The organism is Planktothrix sp. (genome assembly GCF_046067725.1).
Taxonomy (GTDB): Bacteria; Cyanobacteriota; Cyanobacteriia; order Cyanobacteriales; family Microcoleaceae; genus Planktothrix.
Genome location: NZ_JBJUDF010000049.1, coordinates 1 through 13,450 on the forward strand (window position 1 = coordinate 1; position 13,450 = coordinate 13,450).

General features: G+C 40.0%; 6 protein-coding genes. 3 read left to right on the top strand and 3 right to left on the bottom strand.

The window, feature by feature from the left end:
• On the bottom strand, nt 1-3,571 hold a 3,571-nt coding region (locus ACKPEB_RS02715), incomplete at its 3' end, for a PAS domain S-box protein (RefSeq protein ID WP_408963254.1).
• 686 nt (nt 3,572-4,257) lie between these two features.
• Between ACKPEB_RS02715 and ACKPEB_RS02720 the strand changes: the two genes are divergently transcribed.
• Nucleotides 4,258-4,641, top strand: coding sequence for a response regulator transcription factor (locus ACKPEB_RS02720; protein WP_408963249.1), 384 nt, complete (start codon nt 4,258-4,260; stop codon nt 4,639-4,641).
• 97 nt (nt 4,642-4,738) lie between these two features.
• Here the strand turns inward: ACKPEB_RS02720 and ACKPEB_RS02725 are convergent, their stop codons facing one another.
• Nucleotides 4,739-5,788 (bottom strand): mannose-1-phosphate guanylyltransferase, encoded by a 1,050-nt coding sequence (locus tag ACKPEB_RS02725; RefSeq protein ID WP_408963250.1) that lies wholly within the window; start codon nt 5,786-5,788, stop codon nt 4,739-4,741.
• A 280-nt stretch (nt 5,789-6,068) separates the two neighbouring features.
• A complete protein-coding gene (locus tag ACKPEB_RS02730) occupies nt 6,069-11,360 on the bottom strand; it encodes a response regulator (RefSeq protein ID WP_408963251.1) in 5,292 nt (1,763 codons plus the stop codon).
• A gap of 696 nt (nt 11,361-12,056) precedes the next feature.
• On the opposite strand from ACKPEB_RS02730, the gene ACKPEB_RS02735 reads away from it, so the two are divergent.
• Complete coding sequence (locus tag ACKPEB_RS02735; protein ID WP_408963252.1) at nt 12,057-12,575, top strand: DUF4330 domain-containing protein; 519 nt, start codon at nt 12,057-12,059, stop codon at nt 12,573-12,575.
• 440 nt (nt 12,576-13,015) lie between these two features.
• Nucleotides 13,016-13,450 (top strand): serine/threonine protein kinase (locus tag ACKPEB_RS02740; RefSeq protein ID WP_408963253.1); only part of this gene is annotated, 435 nt, incomplete at its 3' end.

A 13,450-nucleotide genomic window follows, 5' to 3' on the forward strand; every position in this document is an offset into this window, starting at 1 on the left:
CTTTTCCAACGGGTTTTGTGGTAAAAAATGGATCAAAGAGTCGATTTTTAACTTTTTCTTCAATCCCAGAGCCATTATCTCGAATGATAATTCTAACTTGATCCAAAGGAGGATATTTTGCTTTCATTTCCCTCAAATCAGGATGAACAACATCCGTACTAATTTTAATAATTCGAGGTTCAGGTTGATTTTCTAAAGCATCAATGGCATTACTAAGAATATTCATAAAAACTTGATTTAATTGTCCAGCATAACATTCCACCATCGGTAATTTACCATAGTCTTTAATTAACTCAATCCCTTGAAAAGCACCTTTGGGTTTTAAGCGATTTTGCAAAATTAATAAGGTACTATCAATTCCATCATGAATATTAACAGGCTTCATATCCGCTTCATCTAATCGTGAGAAATTCCGCAAAGACACCACAATTTGACGAATGCGATCAGCCCCCATTTCCATTGAAGATAGAATTTTAGGTAAATCTTCCACTAAAAACTCTAATTCTATTTCTTGAGATTTTTCTTGAATTTCTGGGTTAGGATTCGGATAAATCTCTTGATATAATTCCAGCAATTCTAAAATATCTTGAGTGTATTCTTTCGCATAAGTGAGATTTCCATAAATAAAATTCACTGGATTATTAATCTCATGGGCAACTCCCGCCACCATTTGTCCTAACGAAGACATCTTTTCACTTTGAATTAACTGGGCTTCTTTTTGTTTTAAATCCTGTAAAGCTTCACTGAGATGGAAAGCTTGAGTCTGGGCTGCCAAGGCGGCGGCGCGGGTTTGGGCATATAATTCAGCTTGGTCAATGGCGATCGCTAACTGATCGACTACAGCCCGTAAAAGCTCCACCTCACTTTCTCGCCAAGGTCGAGGAACTTGATAATGATTGCAAACCACCGCCCCCCGTTGACCGGATCGAGTTTCTAAAGGTAATAGCAATAACGAAAAAATACCCACCTCTTGGAAAAACCGACAAGTGGATTCATCTAAAGCCGTTGTTGTTTGCATATTATCCACTTGAATTGTCATCGCCATGCGAATTTTTTCAGCTAACAACGGGATTTGATCAGGAGGATAATCCTGCAACCCATCGGATAAATTCGGGTTTTGGGCTTCGTGGGTGACAGTAAAACTCGGTTGTTGATTCGGCTGCATGGGTAAATACCACAGAAAATGACATTGATCCACTTGCAATAACGCTCGAATTTCATTCACCGCCGTGCCTAAAATCGTATCAATATCTAAAGAATCCCGAATTTGACTCGCTAAACGAAACAACAACCCTTCCCGGCGACTTTGCAGTTCTTCCCTTGCTTTCACCCGGTCAATTCCAACCGCTAAAGCATTCGCGACCCATCCCAAAACACCGCGCACCTCATCGTTGAGGGTTTGTTCGCTCCGAATCCCCATCAACCCCACCAAACGACCTTCTACCACCAAGGGAAAATCTAGGGTTTGAGAACCTGTTGCGGGCAGAGGATAGGGCAGGTTATCGGTTAAAACGTCGGTTTCGGTCATATGACCCGGATGAACCGTTAACCCGATGGCCGCTTGCAAATCCAACTGGTTACTATCGAGATTCAATGTCCAAATGCTGATTCCAGCTACCTTGAGATATTGGGCGATCGCCTCACTACAACGGCCTAAAATCGTCGTAATTGAGCCTCCATGTCCCAAAGCCGTTCCCACAATGGCTTCTAACTGAGACAACTTTGAACGTTCTAACAATAGGGTTTCAGCTTGTTTCCGTTCTGTAATATTGCGAGAAACGGCAATAATTTCATCAATGGTTTTTGAGTCAGGATTTTGCAACCCATGACAGCTACTTTCAAACCAAATATAATCTCCATTGCGACAGCGAATCCGATAACTAACCGTATAAATATCCGGGCTATTTCCCAGTTGTAGATATTGTTGTTTAGAACGTTCTAAATCCGTAGGGTGAATCAAGTCATAAACCGATTGTCCGATTAATTCTTGCGGTTCATATCCTAACAGTTGGCGACTGGCGGGAGAGGCATATAAAAATCGACCATCGGGGCTATGTCGGGAAATCAAATCCGTCGCATGATCCGCCAACAGCCGATAACGAGCTTCGCTTTGTCGTAAAGCGTCTTCCGATTGTTTACGAGCGGTAACATCCGTTTGAATTCCAATAAAATGAGTTAAACGTCCATCTGGATCGCGCACTGGAGAAATTGAAAGTTCGTTCCAGAAATAGCTGCCATCTTTGCGATAATTTTTCAGGGTGACGGTACAATCCTGTTCCTTTTTAATTGCGGTACGAATTTGAGTTAATGCCCTGGGATCAGTATCCTCCCCTTGAAGAAACCGACAATTGATCCCTAACACTTCATGTTCACAATAACCCGTTAACCGTTCAAAGGCAGGATTACAATAAATAATCGGACAATCCGGTTGAGTTGAATCGCTAATTATAATTCCACTGGGACTAGCTGTAATCGCCCGTTCTAAAAGTCCTAGACGCTCTTGAGACTGTTTACGTTCTGTAATATCAATCCCCGTCATAATCACATAGCGAATCAAGCCATTAGATTGTAGCAAGGTGGTCTGTGACCAAGCAATCCACAGGTGTTCACCATTGGGCTTGACCCATTCGGTTTCCCAAGGGTTAGTCTCGGATCTCAAATGAGTTTTAGAACAAGACGGTTGAACTTTTAGGGGTTTGAGAGATTCATCAAACTCCATGATGATTGGTTGCGATTTTTCCGGTACAGTTGGCGATTGGCTCGAGTTTACAGATGAAAATAGCTTTAGTCCCACTTCATTGAAGGTTTTTCCTAAAACTTCCTCTGCTAAATATCCGGTTAGATTTTCACAGGTGCGATTAAACCGAATAATCTTACCATCAGGATCAAGAACCATCACTAAAGCACTGACTGTATCGAGAACTGCACAAGCAAAATCCCGTTCTTGGCGAACCACTTCCCAAATTTGTTTTCGTTCATTAATAATATGTTCAACCTGGTTAAATTTTGTTTTGGTTTGAATCAGTTGACGGTGTAAATTCACTTGACTCACAATTTGATGAGTTAGGGAAATTAAGGCGTTAAGCGTATCCGACGGCAACTGACGGGGAGAATAATCCATGATCGAGATCATCCCTAACATTAAATGATCCGTCGTCATTAAGGGCAAACCGAGATAAAATCTGATTGGGTTATCTCCATGAACTAAGGATTGGGCTGTAAATCTTTTATCCTTCCAAGTGTCAGGAATCAGAATCGGTTCCGATGGTAGCGTTAAGTTAGAGTTCGGAACTTTGCATCGCCATAAATTTTCGATCTCCGCCTGATCCTGCGTCGTAGATTGGGGCTGGGCGTGCAATTCTATAATAAACTCACAGAAGTTGAGATAGGGGTGTATCGTTCCCGTTAAACCGACCTGAGATTTTAACCACTGATGAGTCGCATCCCGAAACGTGATCAACGCAATGGGAGCTTGAGCTAGATAAGACGCTAAGTGAGTCAAATCATCAAAGGGGATTTCCGAAACCGTGTGGATGACCTGAGAAAGAGTATTGCCCTCTGGGCTAAACATGGTTTCACCTAAAAATCTTGCATTCATCGATAATCACCATACAGGAGAATGGCTTGCTATCAGGAAGTCAGGATTCAACGCTCTCTGAAACTGGCCAGTTAGGGGTTGAGCACCGAGTTCCCTTTAACCGTTGACAATTGACGACCCAAGCGTTAACAGTCAACAATCAATTGCCAACCGTTAACAGACATGGGTTTGACTCGCCTTAGCTGTATGACATTGTTCGTCCAAAAGTCCTGATCTCACACAACTTTTTTATTTTCCTTAATCTTAACAAAGGTTAAAGCCCTTGGTTGACCTGAGTGTTAAATCTTTAATGATTCAACCTTGATTTAATCTTCTCAAAAAATTACGGGCATTTCACCATTTTTTTAGTGATACTTGATGTCTATTTTGCCTAAAAACTTAAAAAAAATTATTTTTTTACAAAAGTTAAATTAAAAAGATTACATCATTTAACAATTCTTATGCCGGCAAGGAGTGATAATCGAGAAACCACATTGATGACAGTCCTATGATGATCATCTCGCTTAAAAATAAGAGATTGTTACTCTTGAAACGAAAGAATGCTTTTACTCTATAATGAAAGTAATGGCTAGTCGCACTCAGATCCAGCTAAAAAGCCTGTTTTGAATAGGCTTGATTGTGAATTAGCAGGGCATCTCGACTCAGGAACATGAATTGCTATGTCTGTACTCCAAGATTCTATACCCACTATTTTAGCTGTTGACGATAGTACAGTCATGCAAGGACTGGTGAAACAAGCATTAGGCCACGAATACCGTGTTCTGGTAGCCGATAATGCCGTTGATGCTTTGTCGATGATTTACCATGAACGGGTTTCGGTTTTGCTTCTGGATGTCGCCATGCCCGGTATTGATGGTTTAGAACTCTGTCGCACGGTTCGCAGTATTCCTCAGTTTCAGAATTTGCCGATTATTATGTTAACGGCACGAGATGGCCCTTTTGATAAGGTTCAAGGCCGTTTGGCGGGTGCAACCGAATACCTGACAAAACCCTTTGATGCTCAAGAGTTATCTCAAGTTGTGGGTCAAGTTCTACAACCTTAATAAAACTACCGAGATCTCTGGAGGGTTGGGCACCCCAACCCCTACAATGCAATATTACAAGCGATTTAAAAATCAGTTAATCCAGGTTCCTTTAGAATTACAAGAGATCTTGGAATTCAGATTGCTCTCCTAAGAGTTTTAACACCTGTTTAATATCTTGAGTCTGATCTTTTTTGGCGATTAGAGTTACATTCCCATCCCGAACAATCACTAAATCCTCAATCCCTAATGTCACCACCACATCGTCATCATTAGAACTAAATAAAATCGTGCCTTTCGTGTCTAATCCAACGTGCTTAACCAGTTCTACATTTGGTTTATCTCCCCCTAATAATCGTTCTAATCCATTCCAATCGCCTAAATCATCCCATCCAAATTCAACGGGTAAAACACAAGCTTTTTGTGTTTTTTCCATTAAAGCGTAATCAATACTAATTTTTTTCAATTCAGGATAAGCATCTTTTCCTTTCGCTTCCAACGCACTGACTAATTCAGGAACATAGGTTCTTAATTCTTGTAAAACCACACCAACGCGAAATACAAATATTCCCCCATTCCAACTAAATCTCCCTGTTTCTAAAAATTCTTCAGCCGTTTCTCGATTGGGTTTTTCTGTAAATCGAGCAACTTTATAACTCGGAAATCCTGAAAAAGTTCCGATGTTTTCTCCCTGTTCAATATAACCATATCCGGTTGAAGGTCTTGTGGGTTTTACCCCTAATGTCACAATAACATCTTGGGTTTTTGCGAATTCCTCCGCTGCTCTTAAGGTTTGACGAAATGTTTCCGGTTCTGCGATCCAATGATCTGCTGGAAAAAACCCGACAACCGTATCTTCTCCGTAACGTTTAGCCACTTCTAAGGTTGTCCAAGCCAAGGCGGGAGCGGTATCTCGTCCTTCCGGTTCAGCTAAAATATTGGCGTGAGGTAATTGGGGGAGTTGAGTTTGAACTCCCGACTCTAATAAAGCCGAAGTTACCACCCACAACCCTTCCCAACCATTGGTTAAGGGTAATAATCGTTCTGCGGTTGCTTGTAATAAACTAACACCACTCCCATCTAAACTCAAAAATTGTTTGGGTCGATGTTTCCGACTCAGAGGCCAAAACCGTTCACCTTTTCCACCAGCCAGAATCACAGGAATCATATTTAAAATTCAATCTTGGAATCAGTTGAAATTCTATAGCAGAAAACACTGAACAGGGAACAAAAAACAGAAAGAGAAACATTTCAGGATCGAGGTTTCAAGATCAGTTAATGTTCTAAATGTTCTGAAAAATGCTATAAAATGCTGAGGAAAATCTAATCTAACTTTTTTCCATAATGGCATTAATATTGGTCAACTTTAAGCTAATTTTTCCTCATGATTTTATCTTAAATAATCAACCTCAAACCGTCAATAGCTGATTTTCAAAAATCAATAAATCTTAATTTTTGATTTTGATAGCTTCTGGAGCTAATTCTTTTTCTAAAGTGGCTTTGACCCGTAACCATTCCGCTTCAACCTTTAATAAACCTGCCGCCGCAGTTCCTGATGTAAAACATTCAGTCCGAGAACCATTTTCTGCGGCCATACCAACCCGCCCCATATATTCTAATTCTTTGCACAATTCAGAAAAGGTAATAGCACCTAATTGAGCACTACTGGATTTGAGGGTATGAGAGACTTCTTTTAATCCTTGTATATCTTGAGTTTTGATTGCTCGTTGAATCTGAGCAATTTTTTGAGGTGTATCCGCTAAATAATCTTGAATTAAAATATTAACAAAGGGATCATCTTCATCATCATATTCTCGAAGATTTTGTAACACTTGTGGATCAATGGCGGGAGAGTCTACAGATACAAACTCTGTTCGCGGAGCGTCACGAAGTGAAGAATTAAAGGTGATTTCTAATGGTTGATTTCCATCTTCGTACTGTTCCACTCCTAAATCAGCCGCAGTTCCATTCATGTTTGATTCTGTTGATTTTTTTGAAAGTTCATGACCGTTAACTATCTGGACAGGTTGACGTTGAGATAAAGCTCTAGCTAGTTCCTCGCGACGCACTGGTTTAGTCATATAATCATCCATTCCGGCGGCTAAACACATTTCTCGATCGCCTTGCATTGCATTGGCGGTCATGGCAATAATCCAAGGTTTCGGCGGACGATTTTCACTTGCTTCTGCATATTCTTGACTAATGCGGCGGGCGGTTTCTAACCCATCCATTAAAGGCATTTGAACATCCATCAAAATAACATCATAATATTGACGGTTTAAAGCTTCTAAAACTTCTAATCCATTCCCGGCAATATCAGCCCGATATCCTAATCGTTGTAACATTTGAATGGCAACTTTTTGGTTAACAACATGATCTTCAGCCAGCAGAATTCGTAAATTATTTGCTAATGGAATCGATGACAGTTCAGATGTCCCCGCCCCAAAGGATTTGGCAGAGGTTTTAACCGCAGTTTCACTAGATTGGTGAAAGATTTGAACCAAGGTATTATAAATTTGAGATTGTTTCAGAGGTTTATTAATAAAGCCAGCACAATTAATTTTACTGTTTTCTACCTGTTTCACGAGATCGGTATTAACAACATAATTAAAGAAGGTAATATTGAGGGGTTTTTGGGCGATGAAAATTTCTGCATGGTCACGTTCCCACTCGCGAATTCGTTGAGCTAGGGTAATTCCATCGATGTCGGGTAAATTCATCCCTAAAATCACTAAATCAAAATTAGGATTATTGTTTAATATATTTAAAGCTTCCTGTCCGGTTTTTACAGAAACCGGAATCATGCCCCAAGATTTGGCTTGTCGAATTAAAACCGTTTGATTAATGCCATGATTTTCAACAATTAATAAGCGCTTTCCAGCTAGGAAATTTGACAGTTCATCGACTTCTACTTTTTGCAGGGCTTCCGCACGAATAGTAAAGTAAAATGTTGAACCGGAATCTAACTCTAAAGCCTCGACAAAATCGGCGGGGGGATTTCCACTGATTGTAGATAATAACCCTTGATTATCGTTATCAAAATTGGATGGACATCGGCTGACCACCCACATTTGCCCCCCCATCATTTGACACAATCGTTGACTAATTGCTAATCCTAAACCTGTCCCTCCATACTGGCGAGTAGTGGACGCATCCACTTGAGAAAAAGCTTTAAATAAACGATCCATTCGATCAGGCGGAATACCAATTCCGGTATCCTTAACAGCAAACTGAATATCATAAATTTTATGGGCAATGGTCAGGGTAGAATCTAATGCAATTCCGCTATTTTTAACTTCAGTTGCTTTCACCGTTACAACCACCTCGCCTTCCGAGGTAAATTTCACCGCATTACTGAGTAAATTCACTAAAACTTGGCGGAGTCGGGTGACATCTCCTAAAATGATCTGGGGTGTCGAAGGTTCAATTAAATAAGCTAGTTCAATTCCTTTTTCTGCTGATTTTGCTGATAGTAATTCTAGGGATTCTTCTAAACAATCTTTAAGTTTAAAAGGATTTTTTTCTAAATCTAATTTACCGGATTCAATCTTAGAAAAATCTAAAATATCATTAATAATCGTGAGTAAAGCATCCCCACTGGTACGAATCGTTTCGACAAAATCCCGTTGTTCCGGTGTTAAGTTCATATCTAAAAGTAATCCGGTCATGCCAATTACCGCATTCATCGGCGTGCGAATTTCATGACTCATAGTGGCGAGAAATTCACTTTTCGCACGACTGGCAACTTCTGCAGCTAATCTTGCTTCTTCTAAGGCTTTATTTTGTTCCGCTAATTGTTGACGGTTTTTAACTTCCGCTTCTAACAGTTTCGCCTGGGCTAAGGTTAATCCCACTTGATTAGCAACATCTTCTAAAAATTCAATTTCTTCTGGTATCCATTGCCGCATTTTATTACATTGATGCAGCATAATAATTCCATTGGCATCCCCTTGATAGGAAGTCCGAACCGCTAACATCGATTTTAATCCCATTCGCCGACACATCGGCGCGGAAAACTCTAATAAAGATTCAGAAAAAACATCCACCGCAGCGATAGCAGTATCTTCCGCTAACAGTTTTTCAATGTAAGGATTATAGGTGACAGAAATTTCAAAATTTAACGTAGAATCATAGCCCGGTTCCAGATATTCAGCCACACAGGATAAATGTGCATAGGGTTCAGAACGATAAGTATAAATTGAACAACGATTCACCCCAAAAACTCGTCCAATTTGAGTGGCTGTGGTTTGAAAAATTTCTTGAGTTTCTAATTTAGAACGAACTTTATGGGTAATTTGTTTAAGTAATAATAAATGTTGATTTTGTTGTTGCAGGATTTCTTGGGCTTTGTGTCGAGAAATCTCATTTCCGATATAATTTGCCATTAATTTAATAATATCTAAATCCAGGCTTTGAAAGGGATCACGAGAATTACGACTCATAAAGCTTAAGGTTCCATAAATTCGTCCTCCCACCATCACCCGAATCCCAATATAAGATTCTAACCGTCGGGTTTGATAAGCCGGATGATCTTTCCAGGTTGATTCTTTAATGGATTCTAAACAAACCACGTTTTCTGCTTTTAAGGCTTCCCATTCAAACGTTTGTTCAATCGCTAAGGTATCTCCCTTTGCAAATCCAAAGGGAAAATCTTCACTTAAATAGGAAGAAATGACTTCATATCGATCTGCAAAGATTCGCCCTAGTAATCCAATATCCATTCCAAAGCGATGACAGCCCATTCTCAAAATTTCAATAATTCGGCTGTCAAAATTCGTATAATTTCCAATGGTAATTTCATAAAATTGACGAATTAATATTTCTCGTTCTCTTAATTGATCTAACTCTTTAAATGGTTCAGTAATATCATGTAAAGTTCCAATAATTCCTGTAATTTGCTTGTGGGAATCTAAGGTTAATTGCGCTGAAATTAAAACCCGTCGGGTTGTGGGTTGCGAACGCTGTCCTGCTCGTTGTTGTTCTTTAATATTAAAGACTAAAATTCGGACTTCCTGTTGATGGGCTTGAGATCGACCTAACATTAAGGATTCAAACCATTGGCTGGCTTTTGTTCGATCTTGAGAATAAATATAATTTAAAAAAGAGGTTCCTAAGCTATTTTCAACTGCTAACCCGGTTAACTCTGTCCAAGCGGAATTCAAAAACGTCCAATTTCCCTGGGTATCGGTTTGAAACACAACGGATTTTAAGTGCTGAATCGGATCATCTAAACTAGGTTTTGTAGAGGAAGAAGAGGGGGAGGATGGGGTTTTATCTAACGAAGAAGAAGCTAAATCAATTTGAGTTCCAATTAAGCGCAAGGGTTCCCCTTGTTCACTCCAAAATCCTTGACCTCGATTGAGTACGGATTTATATTGACCGTCTTTACAGCGAATCCGGTATTCTGTTAGATATTCATGATTTCTTTGGGAAAAATAATCCTTTAGGGCAGCTTTTACCTGACTTAAATCTTGAGGATGAATTCGGCTTAACCACTCGTCTAAAGTGTTTTTAATTTCAAATTCTTGATATCCTAACATCGCTTTCCACTGGAAAGAATAAAAAATTTCATTGGTTTTTAAATTCCAGTTGTAGACTCCTTCCTGATTCTGTTTTAACGCTTCAATAGCTTCATTGCTTAAGGGTGAATTTTGATAACATAAACGCTCTTGAGAAGCGGAATTTGCTTTTAAATTCTCCTCCACTTGATGCTGCCAACTCAGCAACATATTGTGCATGGTTTTAGGTTGAAGGACTTGCATTAAAATGGTTTTCGGAGACAAAAACATCAGGGGATGATTTTTGCGATCCACGACAATAATCGGAAGTTGATAATAATATTTTCGCATTAAGGTTAATGCTGTTTTTAAGGAAACTTGTGATCGCAAAACCAAAGGCGGTCTATTACAAATGGTAGTAGCTTTAAGGGTATTGAGATCTAGTCCTAACGCCTGAACCGAAATAATGTCATGACTGGTAACCACTCCTACCAATTTAGAGTCTAAGGATGTTTTAGAAATCTGATCCGGTTTTAAATGGGAAGTGGGGTGAGCAGTTTCTGTAATCACGACTTCATCCACCCCATATTTAAACATTAATTCCGTTAATGCTCGTACCGTTGAGGTTCCTGATACCTGAACAATTTTAGAAGTTTTTAGGGGATAAATTTGATTTAATTTAATCAAATGATCAGGTAAAAAAAGAGGCTCGGAAAGCTGGCGAGAAATCGGTTTAGGTGGGGATGAAACTAAAGAAGATTGAGGGGATAATTCCGGGTTAGAAATAGGGGGAGTAACGGCGGGTAAACGTTGTGCGATTTGGCTTCGTTCTGGATCTCGTGAAGAAAGTTGTAAAAAATGTTTGGCACTAATGAGTCCAACTAACCCTCCATGATCATCCACAATTGGAATGTGTTGAATTTGATATTTTTCTAAGATTCCCATCAGAGTAAAGATATCGTTGAGATCTGATTCCCGAACTGTCTGAAATGAACGAATCATAATTCGAGAAATCGGAAACCCCTTTAAAGCATCTCCAATTGAATTTAACTGAATAATATCTTGTTCTGTAAAAATTCCTACAATCGTCGGTTTTTCCTGGGGAGTATCAGCCGGTTCAATCATCAAAACACAGGAGGAACTGGTGCCACTCATCAACAAAATCACCTCTTCCACAGGAGTATCCGGTGTCGTAGTCAGAGGATGGCGGTTGATAGCTTGACGAACTGAGGGAATAAACATAGAGGGCTTATTTGGGTTTGGGCTAGCTGGAATCAGTAGGCACTCGGTCTTGTAGAGGCTTGGCAAAGGATCGAGGCTCTCGTTGGGGTTGAGATACCTGTGGGGTAACACCCACTATTACTACCAGCATATTGGTATTTTCAGTGGATGTCTTAGCTAAATTTTGCAGCGACCTCTGAGTGATATTGCAGGAGTCGAACATGATCAAACAGAAGACCAAATTAGAGACTCAGGGGGTATGGGTTACACCAGGTAGGATCAATCAGCCGATAGAGGCTATGGTAGAATTCGAGAAATTTTGTTGTAAAATTGATTGACTCTAATTTATGATTACAAATCTCGTTATATCCAGACTCTATCCTAATCATAGCCAAAACCTAGCCAGTGCTAAAGCCGTTCTTTTAGTTTCTTGGCTCTTGAACTACTCCCTCACTTAGAATTATGCACTGACAAAGACATCAGAAATGGCGATTAGGTCTGGAGAGCAAGAAAAAATTAGCTATATTCATAAAACAACAGCAGACTACTTCAATCCATTGTCTCAGGAAATAGTCATTATTTTGTCACTGCAATTGCTATAAAATTTTTTGAGGATAATCTTTCATCACCGAACCACGGCTTGAAGACTCCACGAAAACCCTTGTTTCTCAGTTAATACAGTTCAATCATTGGTAATTGTTACGGTTCATTGATCCTATGAAAATTGTAGATTCTCAAGGTCGTCTTTTTGGTAAAATTAGCATTCTGGATTTGGGTGCAGCTTTTGTCATTTTACTGGTCATTTTTGGCATTTTCTTCTATCCTGGGACATCCGGTTCCGTTGCTCAAGTCGGTGTTAGTACCCGTCCTGTTGAAGTGGATGTTCTGGTGGTGGGACTCAAAAGTCGTAACGCCAAAGAATTATTTAAAACGGGAGAAAAAACAAACTTAATTATTCGGAATCAACCCTACGGTCAAGTCACTCTCAACAACATAGAATTTTTACCGAGAATTATCCCCGTAACGCAACCTAATGGAACCTTAAAGCCGCTTCCCGACCCCACCGCCGATGTTTTGTTTAACAACAATTTGCTCTTAACCTTAGAAGGAAAAGGCCAAGTTACCGAAACTGGCCCGGTTCTGGGCAATATTAAAATCAAAGTCGGTACTACCGTAGAACTTGACGGTAAAAACTACAACTTCAACGGTACAGTCATCGAAGTTCGGGTGAAGTAAGACATCAAAACTCAGTCGAGAAAGCCTATAGCCGCTTTGTGGTTAAGCTCAGAGGAAGAGGAGTGTTGACAGTCAACGGTGAACCAACCAGCACCCGCAAACCACCGCCAACAAACCCCCCATTCCTCTCCTTCCCATTTCATGGATCGAACTGTTATCCTAGTGTCAAGTTTGTATTCCGGTAAAAATACGAAAACTTTACTCAATCTTTACACAGGTTGGAAAAGCGGATACGGAAGTTAACGATTCTAAGGTGATAATAGAGATACAGACAAACTTTTCTAATATGGGAGTTGAAAATCTTCAAGCCATCATCCCAAAGCCGACATTCAGGTAAGAGTTACCAGGAGCCCCCTGTTTAGCTCATTGATGTGGCTTAATTCTCTAAGTATGGGTTTTGCAAGTCCTCCGTCCACTGGTACAAAGCAATCTCAAACGCTATGAGCTACTGTGTTAATCCAGCCTGTCCTCAACCAGAAAATGTCAATGATGCCCTCAAGTGTAAAGCTTGTGGTTCGAGATTGCTGTTAAGAAATCGCTATCAAGTGGTTCATCCCTTGGGTAAAGGGGGGTTTGGAGCCACCTTTCTCGCGGTGGATACATCGTTACCCGGACGCCCGAATTGTGTCGTTAAACAACTTCGTCCTTCTGCAAACTCCGCCCGAATTTTAGAAATGGCGCGAGAGTTATTTCAACGAGAAGCTAACACTTTAGGTAAAATTGGGGATCATCCCCAAATTCCTCGCCTCATCGATTATTTTGTTGGGGGAAAACAATTTTATCTAGTCCAAGAATATATTGATGGTTGTACCTTAAAACAAGAAGTCAAAGAAAACGGCATTTTTAACGAGACGCAAGTTAAAAAGTTTCTTCAA

Excerpts from the sequence above, each read along its gene's own strand:
- ACKPEB_RS02720 (WP_408963249.1), top strand. The coding sequence starts at position 4,258 with ATGTCTGTACTCCAAGATTCTATACCCACTATTTTAGCTGTTGACGAT.
- ACKPEB_RS02725 (WP_408963250.1), bottom strand. The coding sequence starts at position 5,788 with ATGATTCCTGTGATTCTGGCTGGTGGAAAAGGTGAACGGTTTTGGCCT.
- ACKPEB_RS02730 (WP_408963251.1), bottom strand. The coding sequence starts at position 11,360 with ATGTTTATTCCCTCAGTTCGTCAAGCTATCAACCGCCATCCTCTGACT.
- ACKPEB_RS02735 (WP_408963252.1), top strand. The coding sequence starts at position 12,057 with ATGAAAATTGTAGATTCTCAAGGTCGTCTTTTTGGTAAAATTAGCATT.